Raw genomic sequence first — 17,570 nt, 5'->3', positions numbered from 1 at the left:
GGTCTTTGTTGTATACCTCTACATTTCACGGTCGATATAATACTCTATCTATTGTAAAGAAGTTAACGTCATTCGAATAATCCGATCACTGGGTTGCTCTAACGACGCTTCGAAACCAAATAATGCTGCCACCGATGCTAGCGGAATCATCGTTGTACCATCAATTAACCGAGGGGCATACGTAATATCCTTCGATCCGCCTGTTGTCTTAGCTTCTGTCTTTCCAACGTATATCACGACATCCTGGTCACCACGTTTGAACGTCATGGACTTAGCTGCCTGATCCCATACCATCTCTGCTCCTAACGCAGCAGTCGCTTCTTTGACGGGTACGAAGATATCTTTATCGTCATCCGTCGCGCTTAAAGACGTGAATGTAAGAGGTTTCGTTTGACTGCCCTCTTTTAAAGAAATTTCGGCGTTAACAACGACGTACTTACTTGTAACCATAACCATCTGAAGCTGTTGTTCCATTTGGATCTTAAATTGCTCAACGTTATCTTGTGTCATCTTATATTTAGGATCTTCCCGGCCAATGGCTTGGGCAATCCAGCTATTCACATCTTGGTTATGATGCGACAAATCTTTGTATAAATCAAGGTTATACGTCCAATCAGACTCTTCTTGGAAGTCATACACATGAACATTCGGCAATTTATCAAATTGCTGGAACATCCATTCTTTCATTTCAAGTTGATTGAGATAACGCTTGTTATTCGTGTCCTGCCATACTTTCTGCCTTAAAACACTGTATGGAGGATAATAGAAATCAAATTCAACATCAGGATATTTCTCAACAAGCGCTAAAATATGTTCATTAAAAGCCTCTTTGATCGTCTCAATCGGTTCCTCATTCAAACCAAAGTATGCCTCTCCTGCACGTGAAGATTTATAAACATCCGCAACCTTCTTCGCACCGAACGTGACTTCTCTATTCCAGTTATATAAGTATTCCAATTGTCTTGCTTGTAACCCTCGTAGCGGCCTTAATACAGCTTCCTTAAATAGATCTTGATAGATGGTATAGTTGAACCAATATTTATAATCGTTCCACCATTTATCGTCATAAAGATACGTTGGGTTATCTATTTCTTCTTTACTCCCCATTTTGAGAGAGAAATAATCAAGACCCCATAATACCTTTTTCACTTTACCTGTCTCGAGTGCAAGGCTTGCAATCGCATTGTGCTCATCAGCTGTTGACCCACGAACGGACAACTTCAGTGTCTTACCACCTAAAGCTTTATCCACCTCTGAAGGAACAAAGTTCTCCGTCATCGAAGTTCCGATAATAATCGTGTCATAGTCATAATTCTTAGCTAACCCTGGATTCTGGTAACGTTGTTCATTCGAATAGATCGCTGGGTAAAAAGATTTATGATAGAACTGCAGTGGGTCAAGAACCACAGTAAGTAAGGCTACTAAAGACGCCATAATAATGGCTGAAACAGCAAACTGGATAAGTACTTTCCTACTCTGTTTGGCAGTGACGCGCTTGCGTTGGTCTTTGTTTTTACGGGATCGTCCATCCTGACTCTTTGCAGATTCCGGCGCCGGTACTGGTGTTATATGTTGCACAACGTGTTTCTCCCTTCCAGCTAGAAATTAAAGTACAGGAATTCAGTAATTCGGTTGAAATAAAGTAACGAAATAACGAAGATAACTGCCATAAATACAGCTTTCTTCCAAGAAGGTCTGAATGCTTCCATACGCTCAGACGAATTTGATGCAAATAATACGATTGGTAAGAAAATAAGAATGAATAGTCCGGCTGGTGCAAGTGTTTTAAGTGAGCCAAGATCTAGCCCATTAAGTCCTACCATTCCTTTTAATAAACGTAACGCTTGAGTCACCGTATCTGCACGGAAGAATACCCATGCTATATTTATAAATATGAACGTTATGAACCATGCGAACCATTTGGGAAGAGGTTTACCTACCTTCATCCACATACGATGAACAGCTTGTCCCGCTCCGTGCAAGAAACCCCACATTAAGAACGTCCAGCCTGCGCCATGCCAGAATCCACCTATAATGAACGTGATGATTACATTTCGCATAGCAATTAGCTCACCACGTCTGCTTCCACCTAGTGGGAAATAGATGTAATCACGTAGGAAACGACTAAGTGTCATATGCCAGCGGCGCCAGAAATCTTGAATACTTAACGCCTTATATGGCGAGTTAAAGTTCTGTGGCAATACGATGTTGAACAAGAGCGCAGCCCCGATCGCCATGTCTGTATATCCACTGAAGTCAAAGTACAATTGTAATGTATACGACAACGTTGCAACCCAAGTGTCCACGAATTGATGAGCTGAAGTGAAACCATCATTTGCAAATTCGGCGAACGTATCTGCTATAACAACTTTTTTGAATAATCCTATACAAAAAATGTAGATTCCCTTAGAAGCATTATTCCAATTCCAATGCTTATTGCGCAGTCTATCGAATTGAGGCATCATTTCACTGTGATGAAGAATAGGACCAGCAATAAGATGCGGATAGAACGTAACGAACAAGATATAGCTCATGAGGTTATACTCACGCGTCTTACCACGGTAAGCATCAACTAAGTAAGCAATTTGTGTGAATGTAAAGAAGCTAATTCCTAAAGGTAATATAAGTTTCAGCAATGGGAATGTGTGACCGGATATTTCCGTTAAATTGATCAGAAAGAAATCAGTATACTTATAATATCCGAGTAAAAGAATGTTCCCAACTAGTCCTATGATAAGAAGTGCTTTAGGTGAACGTAATAACCCTTTTCGCTTGGATCGTTGATCCTTGTCTTCTTTGTCTATAGTTACATCATCATGATTACCGTGCACTGCTACTTGAAGTAAGCGTCCAACGATATAGTTAAACCCAATCGATCCAAGAATCAAAGGAAGGTAACTAATGTTCCACCAACTGTAAAAGAACAACGAGGCAATTACTAATGATAACTTCGCGGCAGTAACATACCGAAGACGGTTAAGTAAGAAGTATATTCCTACCGAAATCGGCCAGAATGCAAAAATAAAAACATACGTATTGAACAGCAACCCTTTCACTCCCACTCCATTTATGTCTATCACCGAACGTACGAATAATCAAAATATCCATCTCTTCGAAAACATAAGAAGAAAAGTATTAAGTGATACTTATACTTTCTTGTATTTTCAAAAATAGGATGTTATCTCTAATAATCCCCTGTTGTAAAAAAATAGTCAATAAAAAAATGTATTTTTTTGCCGAATTCAAACCTATTAAACTCAACCACAGAAGGAATACATTCAATATACATATCCACAATAAGGAATATGTTTGCCTTGATCACATTGATATCACCAGCGGTTATTCCGCTCGTTCTCACTCATTATACATTCCGCTCCTGAAATGAATCTAAAGCACTGCTGAAAATCTACTGAATGCTACTGTTGACTCCTAATAAACCATGATGTATATTTATGGAAATATTAATAGTGGTTTATTTGATTTCAATGCAGGAAGCACCTGTAAGAAAAGGCTTTTGATGCCTTTCTTACGGGTGCTTTTTGTGTGTGTCCAATTATTTAGGAGGTTATATGATGACTACAATGAAGCGATTGTCCACCTTATTCCTTAGTCTTATGCTTACCCTTACACTCGTTACTCTGTTTCCTATCTCCGTATTAGCTGCTTCTTTTGAATTATCAACCTCAGCGAGAACCGCCTTTGATAAGATGGCTGCTTCAGCCAATTCATCTTCAGCAAACTTGATGAATAATCAATATGCCAATATTCTAAAGCTACAACAACAAGATCAAGAGTGGGACAATAAAATCAAAGACCTTCACTATTTAAACGAGGAAACACTAATTGTTGTAAAGAAAAAAATTCAACTTGTTGATTCAGACAAACTCACAAATTTACAAGCTAAGCTTACTCAAGCAAGAGAACGGTACAAACCGCTATTCAGTATGTATGAGTCACTCAATCAACAGAAGGCGGTAGCCAAGAAGCTCAATCATAAAGAAATTTATAATCTTCTCCTATCGCAGACAGAGAGCATGAAGATCGCCGTACAACTAGCACGTACAGATATTCGAAATAAAGAGAGTTCCTATACGACAGCGAAGAGTAAGACCGCTGCAACAAAGAAATTACTTCGTGCCACACTTGACGGTATCGCTCCACTTAAAGTGCAGATTAAGGTATCCAAGAACGCCGCTAGCATGACACAGAAAAAATTCATTACTGAGACTTTAACCCTCAAACAATCCATTAAGAATGGTAATATATCTACCACCTTAAGGTCTCTTGATGCATTAGTAACACACGCTAAGAAGGTAATAGAACATAAAGAAAAAACTTACTTATTGGAACAAAAAATTAGTGAAATTGAACGCAAGGTCCAATTACAGCTTGCTTCGTGACACCTATATCATCTTATTCTTCTTTCTCCTGAAGTTCATTCCTTTCTCTTCACTTAGGATATCTTGTGGGACATGCTATGATTAAGCTGTAACTCAGTAGACCCTCAGTAAAAATTCAGCATAGAGGTGCATAATGATGAAGAGAAAGATATTGTCTAGGGACGGTGACAAGATGAATACAGTTAAGGGAATACGAATCATGCTGGTTGATGATGAACCTCATATATTACAGTTCTTAGATATTGGATTAACCAATGAAGGATTTGAGATTAGAACAGCACCTGATGGGATGAGCGCCGTCACTTTAGCTCAAGAATTCCAACCACACGTTGTTATTCTTGATGTGATGATGCCCGGGGTTGATGGGTTCGAAGCCTGCCGAATGATTAAGAAGCTTGGATTTAATGTAGCTATTATTATGTTAACGGCTAAAGACGAAATAGATGATCGGGTTAAGGGATTAACACTCGGAGCAGACGATTACATGGTAAAGCCATTCAGCTTCGATGAACTCCTTGCAAGAATTCAAGCGCGACTGCGTAATCAATTTCCAAGTTTACTAGGGGAAGTTGTTCACGGCCCTTTCCAGATCGACGATCTTAGAAAAGAAATAACGTATCAACAGAAAGTACTAGAACTATCACCTACGGAATATGAGCTTCTGAAATTCATGGTCTTGAATCATGGCATCGTGCTTAGCAAGAGTAAAATTCTAGACAAAGTGTGGAGTTATGATTTTGGAGGAGAAGAGAATATTGTTGAGGTCTATATTCGCTCGATTCGAGAGAAATTGAACGATAAGGAACATCGGCTTATTCGTACCCTTAGAGGTGCCGGATACCGGATTGATCTGCCATGATCAAGAACTGGACTACTCGAGCTAAGCATCTATTCGCTCCTCGTTCATTAAGGTTCCAGCTTCTTACCCGTTCTTTATTGATTATGGCCGTCCTTCTGCTGTTAGTTGGAGTACTACAGTATGTTGTCATGAAGGATTTCCTTTATAAGAAACAAGCAGAGACCATGGAGGCACAAATGCAATCTATGCCGAGGGATTGGTTTATGAGGAAGAGCTTTGACGACTCCCGCAATAAGCCTTTAACCCGTCCAGGAGGCAATGCCTTCCTATTCATACCAGACTCTTCATTGTCTTGGATCGATTCTGATGGTACCTCCATCGATATAAACGAAAGTAGTGGCAATGTCTCTCCTACACTCTCAGCGGAAGAATATCAACAGATACTAGAGAAATCTAATCTTCATAAAGAAATTCCCTATAAGATAGTTCAGGATTCAAATGGTAATGAACAATTGGTTGTATTCAGACCGCTAGAAGCACCGAATCGCTCGGATAGCATTGTTCAAATGGGTACTAAAACAGCACCATTACAAGATCAGGTTATGCAGCAGTTACTCATATTTTTCAGTCTATCAGCCATTGCCTTAGTTGGTGGGGCGGCTCTTTACTTGCCTTTACTTCTTCGCACCTTGCTTCCATTATCTAATATGGTGAAATCTGTTGAACAAACAGATGTCGGTAATTTGGCGGAACGGTTTCCCGTATCTCATGGTCAGGAGGAAATTGACCGCTTATCTGTGTCCTTTAATGGAATGCTCGAGCGACTTGAAATTTCATTCGAATCTGAAAAAGAAGCTAGAGAACAAATGAGGCGTTTCATTGCCGATGCTTCTCATGAGCTAAGAACACCTCTGACCTCTATACATGGTTTTCTAGAAGTACTGCTTCGCGGGGCCGCCGCTAATCCGGAACAGCTGACAAGTGCCTTGAAGAGCATGTATGGAGAATCTAAACGAGTGAATAAATTAGTAGAGGATCTATTGCTACTTGCCAAGATGGATCGCTCGCCTCAACTTCAATTAACAGAAGTGAACTTAGGTGAACTCATCCGTGAAATGAGACCTCAACTTGTCATTCTTGCAGGAGAGCGTACAATTGATTTGGATCTTACTTATGGCATTAAAGGAACTTATGATCCAGATAAAATGAAACAAGTGATATTGAATTTATTCCAAAATGCCGTCCAGCATACGGATCCCAAGAACGGGATAATCACAATTACCCTTCATACAACTGGAGATCGTACTCAACTTGCGATACAAGATAATGGTGTAGGTATCCATGAAGACCACCTTCTTCATGTGTTTGAACGCTTTTATCGTAGTGACTCGTCCAGAACTCGTAAATATGGCGGAGCAGGCCTTGGCTTATCCATTACTAAAGCCATTGTCGAAGCACATGGCGGAAGCATCCATATTGAAAGCCAACAAGGTAAGGGTACTGTCTTTATTGTGGAGACTCCTGTCTTGAATCATCGTTCCATAATTTAATAAGAATTTTAACATCATGACACAAACCAAAAAAAGCAAGCCTTGGGATGAATCCCAAGGCTTGCTTTCACGTTATTCTAGAAGTATTTATCTCATTTCCATTCTAAATGGTTTCTTAAGGTGTTGTTGGGACTGATTCTGTTGCCTGTGATGTTACTGCTGGTGTGGAGAGCTGCACTATACTACTTGCAACACTCAGAGCATTAACTGTGCTTACAGTTCCATTAGCCACAGTAAGAACAAAAACATTGTATCCATTTTCCGTGGTAATAACCTCTCCCCTTGTGTCTTTCGCTGTATCTTGCAAGAACTGCGAAATACTCCCACCTTGTTTAGTAGGTACTACTATATAATTTCCAAAACTGATGTTACTGGCCTTAGTTAAATCAAAAGAACTAACTTCACCCGATTTCACGACCATGATTCTGTACTCTTGAACCGCACTCTCATTAGCTGATGCGGTAAAAACAACTTGGATGTCACTTGCATTGCCTGTTTTGTTGACCGATGTAGCGGAAAAATTGGTCACTCCTTCCACCAATACAACACTTGAAAGCGTGATATCAGTTGATCCTGAAGATAAGGCATTATTACCGATATAACTTCCCGTTCCCACAGACAATACATACACTCGGTAACGTTCACCGTTTTTAATCCTTGCTCCATCTACATCTCTTGCATCCGATCCGAGTATCTGATTAATGTTCTTCCCGATTTTTTTTACGGCCGTATAATTCGAGCTAGGCAATTGATTCGCGATTGCAGGAGTGAAATTAGATTCATTTTTTGTTTTGACAATCATCACACGATATTCACTAATCGTAGATTCATTTTCTATTCGATTGAACGAAACCTGCAAATCACTACCATTATTAAAATCACTTACATCGTTAACACCAATATTCGTTACAGCACTAACGTTATAATTGCCTGATAACGTAATCGCAGATGAGTTATCTGACAATGCATTACTTCCTGCATTATTTCCCGTTCCCACAGATAGGACAAATACTCGGTAACTCACACCATTTTTAATTGCTGCTCCGTCTACATCTCTTGCAGTCGTTCCAAGTGATTGGCTGATATTGTATCCCGTCTTACTTACATTCGTATAATTGGCGCTAGATACTCCATTGGCTACCGATAAATCAAAGTACCTCGCATTTTCTGCTTTTACAACCATTACGCGGTATTGATTAATCGTAGATTCATCATTTATTCGATTGAACGAAACCTGCAAATCACTACCATTATTAAAGTCACTTACATCGTTAACCCCAACATTCGTTACGGCACTAACATTATAATTACCTGATAACGTAATCGAAGATGAGTAATCTGATAATGCATTACTTCCTGCATTATTTCCCGTTCCCACAGATAGGACTAATACTCGGTAACTCACACCATTTTTAATTGCTGCACCATCTACATCTCTTGCACTCGATGCAAGTGATTGGCTGATATTGTATCCCGTCTTACTTACATACGTATAGTTCGAGGAAGATACGGCATTAGCCTTAGTTAGACTGAAGTTGCTCACATTTCCAGTCTTTACAACCATGACACGATAATGACTAATAGTAGATTCATCAGCCACTCGGTTAAATGAAACACGTAGATCTCGACCATCATTATAGTCACTTACGTCATTTACCCCAAGACTCGTTACTGCACTAACATTATAATTGCCTGATAACACAATCGCAGATGAGTACGATGACAATACATTATTCCCGGCATAATTTCCTGATCCTACTGACATGACAAATACTCGATAACTAACACCACTCCTAATGGCTGCACCATCTACATCTCTTGCACTCGATGCAAGTGATTGGCTGATATTGTACCCTGTCTTACTCACATACGTATAGTTTGCGCTTGATACTGCATTGGCAGTATTTAAATTAAAGTTGTACGCATTGTTTTCTTTCACTACATAAATACGATAAGAGCCTAATCTGGACTCTTCTGACACTTTATTAAAACTGACCCGTAAATCGCGTCCGTCGCCATAATCACTCACATCATCCACTCTGGTAATCACAGGTGCTACCACAGGGTTGTTATTCAATGTGATAGAAGATCCAGAAGATAATTTATTTGAATATGCATTGCTATTATTGCTTACGGATAGAACAAATACTGTATAAGATACACCGTTCTTAATTAGATCTCCTGCGGTATCTCTAGAAGATGACGTTAATGTTGTCGTTAGTGTTGTGCCTGATTTATTAACTGTCGTGTAGTTATTACTCGTGACACCATTCGCAGTAGTTACGTCGAATTTACTAGCATTCGCAGTCTTTACAACCATAACCCTATAATTAGCGATATTATTATCTATCTGAGGCTTAGTAAAAGTTACTTTCATATCGCGTCCATCACCATATTCACTTACGTCAGTAGGTGTAACGCTCGTTACAGCAGCTACTGGAGAACCTACAGATAAAGTCACGGTTTGGGAAGCATTAGAAAGGATACTTGAAGTAGAGCCCTTCCCTACAGTAAGTACATATACATTATAAGATTGATTCGCTTTAATCAATTCTCCACTCGTGTCCTTAGCTTGATAGGACAACGTTAGAGCTACATCCCTTCCTTGGACTGGGACAGAAGTGTAGTTATAGTTCGATAAAGCTGTTGTGACATTGAAACTTGAGGAAGCTCCTGACTTCACAACAAAAATGCGATATTCGCCAACGTTATTCTCCTTCGCTGCCTTAGGGAAGCTTACGTTCAAATCACTTCCATTTCCCGATTGACCATTCACTCTTGTATTCACATAAGATACTGGGTTTACTTCTGTAGATGTTGTAATGGTTACTCTTTGAGTCGCAGAGTTCCAATCAACTGATTCACCCAATGCTTCACTGACGAACCGAACTGGAATCATCGTTCTACCTTTTATACTTTGAACAGGTACATCAAGCGATACTGTTGAATTATTTATCGTTGCCGTGTTAGCACCTAATTTCAAGACGATTGTGTTCCCATCCTTATTGGCTGTTACGACCTTCGTCTTTGAATTCCAATCTACCGTCGCATCTAATGCTTCGAAAATAGCTCGTAAAGGCAAAAGAGCTCGACTCGAAACTACTACCGGTGCTTGATCTGTTGATAACTTTACGCCATTAATATAAATACCAATAGGTGCAGCCGCCTGCACTTGACTTTGAAGCAATCCAGAACCTACAAGGATACTGGCCACAATGATTGACACCATCTTCTTCATTTAATTAAGCCTCCCTAATCTCACATTCATCTTGAAAATATTCTTTTCACTATCTTTGACGTAACAACAGGGCTAAAGGTTTCCATATTTTCCTTATATATTTTTATTTCTTGGAAATGTATGCAAAATAAAAAGACACCTCATATTGGTGCCTCATACGATCACTAATTTATGGATTGGATCATTAAGCTTTTTTCATAATTTGTTCAATTTCGCTTTTCAGCAAAAGATATCTATGCGTACTTCTCATAATTGGAATTTTATTAAGTTTATTCTTCTCTACATATACTTTCATCTGATCCTTCGTAAGACCCAACCAATTTCCAGCTTCGGTAATGGTTAACACGGCCTCATTACTAGTTGCATTGAAAGTTTTTTTGACTTTTTGATTCCAATCTTCAAATTCTTGCATATCAATATCATCAACCTTTCTTATGACTCAGTCGATGATCCAATTGACTGATATGTCTATTATACCACGAACTGCCGCTCTTGTGTGCGGTTGAATGTTTCCATGTCCTTCAAAATACTCTAAAATCCTTTAAATTACTCACTTTTGTCATAACTATATACATTGAACTAAAATTTACACTCATAATTTCAATCATTTCTAAAGAGATTATGGTCTATGCCTAGGATATTCCTTTAAAATAGGCCACTTAACATATCGAGAACTGGATTTTTATTCTTACGCTTATTTTTGTTATATTCTGACGAATCTCTATCATGACTTCTTCTATTATCATCTTCGTACCTATCATCTCTTCTTTTACTATCCTCATTGTGCCACTCATTATACTCTTGTCGCACTTCTCGTATACCCGACATTAATTTATCTAATTCCCCGCGATCAAGCCACACTCCTTTGCATTCTGGACAAACATCTATATGAATCCCATTCTTATCAACTTCTCTCAGTCTAACTCCATCACAGATAGGACACTTCATTTATTTTCCCCCTTATTTCGCATTATCTTGATCGCACTTTCATTAGCTTTATATTTTCCGGGCAATAATTCATGATGAAAATACATATTTCTTGTCGATGTAAGGACTCTAACATCTTTTCGCATAAATCATTGTGATATAACATAAAATAAGTCGAATTAAATTATATGTGCGATGTAGATACAGATTTCTGCGCTTTATTACATTTCAATTCATACACCCTGCCATAAGATTTAGCATATTTAACTATGGTCTCAATCATCGTAGCATCAGACAGCTTCGTGAATGGACAAGGATCTGGTCTTGTATTCACCTCAAGAATCCATAACCGAAGATTACGATCTACCGCAATGTCGAGCCCTAATTCGTTCATGTTTGGATATGAAGCACTGAATTGTTTAGCTGTCTTCAGTCCAATTTTCTTCATCTCTTCAACCAATTTCTCCGCCTTTGTGATGTCTGCCACTTTACTTAATATTTCATCTGCTGCATAAATAGTGCCACCTTGGCTTCCATTCGTAACAGCCTTTTTGGGATGTGCAAGCCTTGCTACAACACCCGTACATTCCCAAATGCTCTTCTCGTTGCGCTGTACCATAACTCGGAAATCAAACGGACGATGTCTAAGCTGTAACATAACAATACCTTTCTGTACTAAATAGGGTGTACTCCCAATTCGATGCTGAATGGAAACGTACATCTGCCGAAATGTTCTAAATGTGTATGTGTGAGTCCCATCTCGATAACGAAATAATGCTCCATTCCGCTCAACTCTTATTACCCCAATTCCAAGTGAACCACACACCGGCTTGATATATACCATCTTGTATCGATTTAACATAAGCAATAATCTACTAAGAGTTAAGCTTGCCGTACGCGGTACGTAAGGGATTAATGCAGGATCTTGTAATAAGACTTTCGTCTTAACAAGCTTACTTGATACATATTTCATCGTGCTTCGGTTCATTTTTATATTCCCCTTCTCCTAAACATTCCAACTACCTATTAATTTATGGATCACTGCCCGATTAGGTGAATGCCGATGACTATTTTTTTGTCTATAGATGAACCTACATGGATAAATGCACATAAGGTACAGCATCAAGACTTATGGAGGATCCATGATGCGTATTAACGATGACTTGGCACAACTTATTCAGCGAACAGGCGACCATTTCCGGTGGTACGAACGTCTGCGAACGACAACTACAACGCATGATGAACATATGATAGTTGAACGGCTCGAGGATCTTCCTCTTCTGACCTCCACCATGTTAGAGGAGCATTACTATATTTCCGATCATCCTTTCGAACACCGTCTTAATTCACACCGTTACCAGACCTCTGGAACAAGCCGTAATCTTAGAAAAAACATCTATTATTCTAACCAAGATGAAGATAACTATATCCGAATCAAAACAGACGTTATAGGTACTATTCTAAATGGGTATCCAGCTATTCGAGCGTTAGTCGATATGGGAACAGGGCACGCGGCAGCTACTGCCGAAGTTATATTCCATCGATTAGGGCTCGAAGTTGAGGCTGTTTCTTTTCAACTACCCATTGAGCAGCATTTAGAACGGCTTGCCTCATTTACACCCGACGTGTTATATACCATGCCTTCTATTCTTGATCGTATTTTAATGGCCTCGGACAATCCAGTATCTTATGGTATTCGTAAGGTCATTCTTGTCGGTGAGGTAGCATCTCTAAGCTGGCAACAACGTGTCGCAGAGCGATTAGGTTTAGAAAAAAGAGATATAACAGATACCTACGGTTCTATTGAAATTGGAACGATTGCATATTATGATCATGAGCTTGACCAATACATCCTTGTTGATGGAATTATAGCTGAAGGACTCACACCACAGGAATTAGGTATTCGTGAATTTCAATTAGCAGATGATGAGCGAGTCCTTGTCCTTACTTCTACTGTCCGCGAAATGTTTCCAGCTATTCGGTTCGTTACGTATGATGTTGTACGTGATTTCTGCTCTGTGATCGTGGATGGACAATCGAGACAAAGCTTTCGGAACATCGTTAGACGAATAGGAAATGAACTTAAGCATGGGGAGAAAATCAGTATTCACGATATAGAAAGTGTTGTATATCGTCATGTTCAAGACGCCAATATTAAAGTTCTGACGTCGAATAACCTTTTGACCATACAAATCGTCACTAAATCAGAACCTATAGACTCACTTATGCTACAAGCGATTCAGTATGATATAACACATCATATCCCTGAGATCGGCATCATGATTCAGAATGGATTATTAGAAGAAATTCAAGTCAATCATGCTATATACGACGATTCACAACATAGGAATGCAATTAAATTAAAAAGAGTCTATAACAATAAAGAGGTGTTCTAATGAACATTGATGAGGGTATATTCCGTTCCATAGGACGCACACCGTTGGTTCCACTACACCGATTGTTTAAGCAATCATCTTTCGATGTATTCGGCAAGCTTGAAATGATGAATCCGGGTGGGAGTTCAAAAGACAGATCCGCATTGAATATGATTCGTGAAGCGATCAAACGAGGTGACCTCAACGATAATTCAGTTGTTATTGAATCTAGTTCAGGCAATCTGGGAATAAGTCTTGCTCACATATGTCGTTATCTAGGTTTACGCTTCATATGTGTCGTTGATCCTCGTACAACAGAACAGCACAAGGCCATCATTCGCAGCTTCCATGGGGAAATCGAGCTTGTGACACATAAGGATATTGCGACAGGAGAATTCCTCCCTGCTCGTATACGTCGGGTGAAAGAACTGCTTCAGAATATTCCTAACAGTTATTGGACGAATCAATATGGTAATCCAGACAACTACCGCGCACATGAACTTACGACGATGCCTGAGATTATGGACACGCTAGGAACTGTAGATTATCTATTCTGTGGCGTTAGTTCTTGTGGGACCATTCGGGGCTGTATGGAATATACACGTAAAAATAACCTTTCAACAACCATAGTAGCCGTAGATGCTGAGGGTAGCATTATTTTTGGAGGGAAAAAAGGTTCACGACATTTCCCGGGACTCGGAGCAGGGGTAGTTCCTGCGCTTTATCATCCTGATATTGCAGATCGTATCATTCATATTTCCGACACGGCATGTGTTAAAGGTTGTCATGATCTTGTTCATTACGAATCTATCATGGCAGGTGCTTCATCTGGAGGCGTTATCGCAGCTATCCAAAGAATGGCGGCATCCATTCCGGAGGGTTCCACATGTGTAGCTATTTTGCCTGATCGTGGTGAACGATACTTGGACACAATTTATAATCCTACTTGGATCGAGCACGAATTGAATAAAAGCCAGCTGGATTCTCTGGAAGCTCAGATATGAAATATTTAAATGATGATCATATTAAAGCCATCGGTATAAATTGGCCCAAACTTATCAGCATGGTCGAGACCACCGTGCATACATTAGCTCAGGGTGACTATTCTCAGCCTATTAAGCCTTACTTACGTTTCGGGAAACCCTCCCAACGGATCATTGCCATGCCTGCATTCGTTGGTGGAGAAATTGAGATGTGCGGAATCAAATGGATTGCAAGTTATCCCGACAATTGGCGAAAAGGACTTCCTCGTGCGCATAGTACGATGATCCTAAATGACCCATCCAATGGAAAACCTCTGGCCATCATTGAAAGTAGTCTGCTCAGTGGTCTGCGGACAGCCTCCGTTAGTGGTCTCGTTCTTCAACATTATGCCGCATTTCGCAAGCTAGACTTCATTCGATTAGGCATTGTGGGATGGGGACCCATTGGACGTCTTCATACATCCATGTGCGCAAGTGTACTTGGTGATAAACTTAGTCAGATTACGCTTTTTGACTTGAAAGGAATTGAATCTAACACTATCGATCCCCTGCTATATCCAAAAACTAAAATAGCGAATGATTGGCGTGAAGCTTACCGCAATTCTGATATATTCGCGACCTGTACGGTGTCTAACAAGCCTTATATTAACGAACAGCCTCCTGCTGGCATGCTCCTCCTCAACGTGTCATTGCGAGATTATATAGCTAGATATACGAGCCATTCTTGTAGATGATTGGGATGAAGTGTGTCGTGAGAATACAGATATTGAACAGTTGCATTTAGAGCACGGACTAACACGAGAAGCAACCTTCACACTTAGCGATATGGTTATGTCAAACCGAATGGCCGAATATGACGTTTCCGAATCTGTCTTCTTCAATCCCATGGGACTTGCTGCCTTTGATGTCGCTATCGCCGCTTACTACTTACGTGAGGCAGATCGTTTAGGTGTAGGTGTTGATCTTATATGATTTAAAATTGTTGTTACATGAAAAAAGAGTTCTTACTTTTGTAATGTTGATAGTTAGGCAACTAAAACTACTAAAGTAAGCAGCTCTTCGTTGAGCGTTCTTCAAACGTTCTTCATGACACTTAAGGTATGAAATTTAGCAATAAATAATAGATGCAAGTAAATTCTTAATTTTAAAAAGTGATTTCTACTACATAGGACAGAATTATAATTAAATATATTCATCTAACTTTGATTACAATGCTAGAATTTTCTATGATACTATTTCTTTGCGTACAACCATTTTTACAAAAAATTAATAGTAACTTCTGAAGGAGATATGTTAAGTGATTGATTATTTAAACGTATAATTAGATTGATCAACCTTATCCTCTTCATGCTGCTTGCCATTAAATGAAATAAAACCCGCAAATACGCAACTCAGTGTCTCTTATGACATCAAATTCACCTATCAAATTTACTATTTCTTGAACATGACAGACTCCAAAAAACAGTATTCCCAATAGATATGGATATAAATTTATCATTTTATTGCAAATAAAAAACCCTTCTACGAGAAGAGTTTGGGAATTCAAAACAATCAAAGCGGGTGATGGGAATCGAACCCACGCTATCAGCTTGGAAGGCTGAAGTTCTACCATTGAACTACACCCGCATAATAAGAAAATCGGGACGACACGATTTGAACATGCGACCCCCTGGACCCAAACCAGGTGCTCTACCAAGCTGAGCTACGTCCCGATATGGAGAAAGGTGCGCCCAGAGAGATTCGAACTCCCGGCCTTTTGATTCGAAGTCAAACGCTCTATCCAGCTGAGCTATGGGCGCTAAATCAAAAGGAAATGGAGCGGACGACGGGAATCGAACCCGCGACCCTCGCCTTGGCAAGGCGATGCTCTACCGCTGAGCCACGTCCGCAATACAAACAATACAATGGGTCATGAAGGGCTTGAACCTTCGACACCCTGATTAAGAGTCAGGTGCTCTACCAACTGAGCTAATGACCCATAAATAGCTGGAGATATAGTATATACACTATCGCCAACATCCAGTTCGTCTTTCTAAGGTAATATGGTGCCGTCGAGAGGACTTGAACCCCCAACCTACTGATTACAAGTCAGTTGCTCTACCAGTTGAGCTACAACGGCGCATCCATACAACTTCAAAAGATCTTTATGGTGGCTCGGAACGGAATCGAACCGCCGACACAAGGATTTTCAGTCCTTTGCTCTACCGACTGAGCTACCGAGCCAAATATGGTATTTATAACAAGAAAATGGCGGAACCGACGGGATTCGAACCCGCGATCTCCTGCGTGACAGGCAGGCATGTTAGGCCAACTACACCACGGTTCCACACTTTTTAATAAAAATGGTGCCGTCGAGAGGACTTGAACCCCCAACCTACTGATTACAAGTCAGTTGCTCTACCAGTTGAGCTACAACGGCAAATCTAACATTCATAACTTCAATAAAACTGGTGGAGGCTGAGGGGATCGAACCCCCGACCCTCTGCTTGTAAGGCAGATGCTCTCCCAGCTGAGCTAAGCCTCCGAATCTAGCATAACAACTTTATTATAATGGTGACCCGTAGGGGAATCGAACCCCTGTTACCTCCGTGAAAGGGAGGTGTCTTAACCGCTTGACCAACGGGCCTTAATGGCTCCCCGAACAGGGCTCGAACCTGTGACAACTCGATTAACAGTCGAGTGCTCTACCAACTGAGCTATCAGGGAATATGGTGGAGCCTAGCGGGATCGAACCGCTGACCTCCTGCGTGCAAGGCAGGCGCTCTCCCAGCTGAGCTAAGGCCCCATATTGGGATATAAAAAAATACATGGTGGGCCCTGGTGGACTCGAACCACCGACCTCTCCCTTATCAGAGGAACGCTCTAACCAACTGAGCTAAGGGCCCTAATCTGTACACCTATATATTCTAGGCAAAAAAAAACCACATAATTAGTGGTATTTCGCTTGGCGACGTCCTACTCTCCCAGGACCCTGCGGTCCAAGTACCATCGGCGCTGGAGGGCTTAACGGTCGTGTTCGGGATGGGTACGTGTGGAACCCCTCCGCTATCGCCACCAAACGTGCATTTGTGAAACAAATGCATTATCCAGGTTCAGCATAGCCATATGCTGTAAATCAAGTCTTCTTTAATCCGTTACTTGAACTTCATAAAGTTAATTTGATTCCCTGAAAACTAGATACGAATGAATTTGCAGTTCAAAACTTGCATTTGCTTCTGAAGCCTAAACTTCAGAATATTAGGATAAGCCCTCGACCGATTAGTGGTCAGCACCAGTCCTGTCTTCCGTTCCCCCCCCA

General features: G+C 40.3%; 13 protein-coding genes, 14 tRNA genes and 1 rRNA gene. 7 read left to right on the top strand and 21 right to left on the bottom strand.

What is annotated here, in order from left to right; translation table 11 throughout:
• Nucleotides 1-48: 48 nt before the first annotated feature.
• Together PBAT_RS15730 and PBAT_RS15725 are read right to left on the bottom strand one after the other, a co-directional pair.
• Entirely contained in the window at nucleotides 49-1,578 is a 1,530-nt protein-coding gene (locus tag PBAT_RS15730) for a stalk domain-containing protein (protein WP_068650903.1), read from the bottom strand.
• A gap of 20 nt (nucleotides 1,579-1,598) precedes the next feature.
• The gene (locus PBAT_RS15725) at nucleotides 1,599-3,047 is read right to left on the bottom strand and encodes an MBOAT family O-acyltransferase (protein WP_068650902.1); all 1,449 of its coding nucleotides are present in this window, start codon (nucleotides 3,045-3,047) and stop codon (nucleotides 1,599-1,601) included.
• 525 nt (nucleotides 3,048-3,572) lie between these two features.
• Between PBAT_RS15725 and PBAT_RS15720 the strand changes: the two genes are divergently transcribed.
• From PBAT_RS15720 to PBAT_RS15710, 3 genes are all read left to right on the top strand, one after another.
• Entirely contained in the window at nucleotides 3,573-4,400 is an 828-nt protein-coding gene (locus PBAT_RS15720; protein WP_068650901.1) for a hypothetical protein, read from the top strand.
• 172 nt (nucleotides 4,401-4,572) lie between these two features.
• Nucleotides 4,573-5,259: a response regulator transcription factor gene (locus PBAT_RS15715; protein WP_068650921.1), complete on the top strand. Its 687-nt coding sequence runs from the start codon at nucleotides 4,573-4,575 to the stop codon at nucleotides 5,257-5,259.
• The gene (locus PBAT_RS15710) at nucleotides 5,256-6,749 is read left to right on the top strand and encodes a sensor histidine kinase (RefSeq protein WP_068650900.1); all 1,494 of its coding nucleotides are present in this window, start codon (nucleotides 5,256-5,258) and stop codon (nucleotides 6,747-6,749) included. The genes PBAT_RS15715 and PBAT_RS15710 overlap by 4 nt, the downstream gene beginning before the upstream one ends.
• A gap of 115 nt (nucleotides 6,750-6,864) precedes the next feature.
• Here the strand turns inward: PBAT_RS15710 and PBAT_RS15705 are convergent, their stop codons facing one another.
• The 4 genes from PBAT_RS15705 to PBAT_RS15690 all read right to left on the bottom strand — a co-directional run bounded on the left by PBAT_RS15705 (nucleotide 6,865) and on the right by PBAT_RS15690 (nucleotide 11,902).
• The gene (locus tag PBAT_RS15705) at nucleotides 6,865-9,987 is read right to left on the bottom strand and encodes a copper amine oxidase N-terminal domain-containing protein (RefSeq protein ID WP_068650899.1); all 3,123 of its coding nucleotides are present in this window, start codon (nucleotides 9,985-9,987) and stop codon (nucleotides 6,865-6,867) included.
• Nucleotides 9,988-10,171: 184 nt separating this feature from the next.
• On the bottom strand, nucleotides 10,172-10,399 hold the full coding sequence (locus PBAT_RS15700) for a hypothetical protein (RefSeq protein ID WP_068592464.1): 228 nt from the start codon (nucleotides 10,397-10,399) through the stop codon (nucleotides 10,172-10,174).
• A gap of 233 nt (nucleotides 10,400-10,632) precedes the next feature.
• Nucleotides 10,633-10,935: a TFIIB-type zinc ribbon-containing protein gene (locus PBAT_RS15695; protein ID WP_068650898.1), complete on the bottom strand. Its 303-nt coding sequence runs from the start codon at nucleotides 10,933-10,935 to the stop codon at nucleotides 10,633-10,635.
• A 163-nt stretch (nucleotides 10,936-11,098) separates the two neighbouring features.
• Nucleotides 11,099-11,902, bottom strand: coding sequence for a YheC/YheD family protein (locus PBAT_RS15690; protein ID WP_068650897.1), 804 nt, complete (start codon nucleotides 11,900-11,902; stop codon nucleotides 11,099-11,101).
• A 157-nt stretch (nucleotides 11,903-12,059) separates the two neighbouring features.
• On the opposite strand from PBAT_RS15690, the gene PBAT_RS15685 reads away from it, so the two are divergent.
• Genes PBAT_RS15685 through PBAT_RS26315 form a run of 4 tightly spaced genes read left to right on the top strand, consistent with a single transcriptional unit; the run spans nucleotide 12,060 to nucleotide 15,244 of the window.
• Complete coding sequence (locus tag PBAT_RS15685; RefSeq protein WP_068650896.1) at nucleotides 12,060-13,310, top strand: phenylacetate--CoA ligase family protein; 1,251 nt, start codon at nucleotides 12,060-12,062, stop codon at nucleotides 13,308-13,310.
• Complete coding sequence (sbnA, locus tag PBAT_RS15680) at nucleotides 13,310-14,293, top strand: 2,3-diaminopropionate biosynthesis protein SbnA (RefSeq protein ID WP_068650895.1); 984 nt, start codon at nucleotides 13,310-13,312, stop codon at nucleotides 14,291-14,293. The genes PBAT_RS15685 and sbnA overlap by 1 nt, the downstream gene beginning before the upstream one ends.
• Nucleotides 14,290-15,006, top strand: coding sequence for a 2,3-diaminopropionate biosynthesis protein SbnB (locus tag PBAT_RS15675; RefSeq protein WP_338045657.1), 717 nt, complete (start codon nucleotides 14,290-14,292; stop codon nucleotides 15,004-15,006). Before sbnA ends, PBAT_RS15675 begins: the two co-directional genes overlap by 4 nt.
• A gap of 10 nt (nucleotides 15,007-15,016) precedes the next feature.
• The gene (locus tag PBAT_RS26315; protein WP_338045658.1) at nucleotides 15,017-15,244 is read left to right on the top strand and encodes a hypothetical protein; all 228 of its coding nucleotides are present in this window, start codon (nucleotides 15,017-15,019) and stop codon (nucleotides 15,242-15,244) included.
• A gap of 583 nt (nucleotides 15,245-15,827) precedes the next feature.
• On the opposite strand, the gene PBAT_RS15670 is transcribed toward PBAT_RS26315, so the two are convergent.
• The 15 genes from PBAT_RS15670 to rrf all read right to left on the bottom strand — a co-directional run bounded on the left by PBAT_RS15670 (nucleotide 15,828) and on the right by rrf (nucleotide 17,331).
• Nucleotides 15,828-15,898 (bottom strand) — tRNA-Gly (locus PBAT_RS15670).
• Between the two features lie 12 nt (nucleotides 15,899-15,910).
• Nucleotides 15,911-15,984 (bottom strand) — tRNA-Pro (locus tag PBAT_RS15665).
• A gap of 13 nt (nucleotides 15,985-15,997) precedes the next feature.
• A tRNA-Arg gene (locus PBAT_RS15660) sits at nucleotides 15,998-16,071 on the bottom strand.
• Nucleotides 16,072-16,086: 15 nt separating this feature from the next.
• Nucleotides 16,087-16,161: transfer RNA gene (locus PBAT_RS15655), tRNA-Gly, on the bottom strand.
• A 16-nt stretch (nucleotides 16,162-16,177) separates the two neighbouring features.
• Nucleotides 16,178-16,250, bottom strand: a tRNA-Lys gene (locus PBAT_RS15650).
• Between the two features lie 65 nt (nucleotides 16,251-16,315).
• Nucleotides 16,316-16,391: transfer RNA gene (locus tag PBAT_RS15645), tRNA-Thr, on the bottom strand.
• Nucleotides 16,392-16,419: 28 nt separating this feature from the next.
• Nucleotides 16,420-16,495: transfer RNA gene (locus tag PBAT_RS15640), tRNA-Phe, on the bottom strand.
• 25 nt (nucleotides 16,496-16,520) lie between these two features.
• Nucleotides 16,521-16,598: transfer RNA gene (locus tag PBAT_RS15635), tRNA-Asp, on the bottom strand.
• Between the two features lie 17 nt (nucleotides 16,599-16,615).
• Nucleotides 16,616-16,691 (bottom strand) — tRNA-Thr (locus PBAT_RS15630).
• A gap of 29 nt (nucleotides 16,692-16,720) precedes the next feature.
• A tRNA-Val gene (locus PBAT_RS15625) sits at nucleotides 16,721-16,796 on the bottom strand.
• A 27-nt stretch (nucleotides 16,797-16,823) separates the two neighbouring features.
• Nucleotides 16,824-16,898 (bottom strand) — tRNA-Glu (locus PBAT_RS15620).
• Between the two features lie 4 nt (nucleotides 16,899-16,902).
• Nucleotides 16,903-16,978: transfer RNA gene (locus PBAT_RS15615), tRNA-Asn, on the bottom strand.
• A gap of 3 nt (nucleotides 16,979-16,981) precedes the next feature.
• A tRNA-Ala gene (locus PBAT_RS15610) sits at nucleotides 16,982-17,057 on the bottom strand.
• A 23-nt stretch (nucleotides 17,058-17,080) separates the two neighbouring features.
• Nucleotides 17,081-17,157, bottom strand: a tRNA-Ile gene (locus tag PBAT_RS15605).
• A gap of 57 nt (nucleotides 17,158-17,214) precedes the next feature.
• Nucleotides 17,215-17,331, bottom strand: a 5S ribosomal RNA gene (gene rrf, locus PBAT_RS15600).
• Between the last annotated feature and the right edge of the window lie 239 nt (nucleotides 17,332-17,570).

Origin of the sequence: Paenibacillus antarcticus (assembly GCF_001637225.1) — a bacterium.
GTDB lineage: Bacteria > Bacillota > Bacilli > Paenibacillales > Paenibacillaceae > Paenibacillus_AQ > Paenibacillus_AQ antarcticus.
The sequence above is the reverse complement of the archived record's forward strand: the minus strand, read 5'-3'. Positions and strand labels throughout refer to the sequence as shown.

Coding starts and splice junctions, on each gene's coding strand:
- PBAT_RS15700 (WP_068592464.1), bottom strand. CDS start 10,399: ATGCAAGAATTTGAAGATTGGAATCAAAAAGTCAAAAAAACTTTCAAT.
- PBAT_RS15675 (WP_338045657.1), top strand. CDS start 14,290: ATGAAATATTTAAATGATGATCATATTAAAGCCATCGGTATAAATTGG.
- sbnA (WP_068650895.1), top strand. CDS start 13,310: ATGAACATTGATGAGGGTATATTCCGTTCCATAGGACGCACACCGTTG.
- PBAT_RS15710 (WP_068650900.1), top strand. CDS start 5,256: ATGATCAAGAACTGGACTACTCGAGCTAAGCATCTATTCGCTCCTCGT.
- PBAT_RS15685 (WP_068650896.1), top strand. CDS start 12,060: ATGCGTATTAACGATGACTTGGCACAACTTATTCAGCGAACAGGCGAC.
- PBAT_RS15695 (WP_068650898.1), bottom strand. CDS start 10,935: ATGAAGTGTCCTATCTGTGATGGAGTTAGACTGAGAGAAGTTGATAAG.
- PBAT_RS15690 (WP_068650897.1), bottom strand. CDS start 11,902: ATGAACCGAAGCACGATGAAATATGTATCAAGTAAGCTTGTTAAGACG.
- PBAT_RS15705 (WP_068650899.1), bottom strand. CDS start 9,987: ATGAAGAAGATGGTGTCAATCATTGTGGCCAGTATCCTTGTAGGTTCT.
- PBAT_RS15720 (WP_068650901.1), top strand. CDS start 3,573: ATGACTACAATGAAGCGATTGTCCACCTTATTCCTTAGTCTTATGCTT.
- PBAT_RS15715 (WP_068650921.1), top strand. CDS start 4,573: ATGAATACAGTTAAGGGAATACGAATCATGCTGGTTGATGATGAACCT.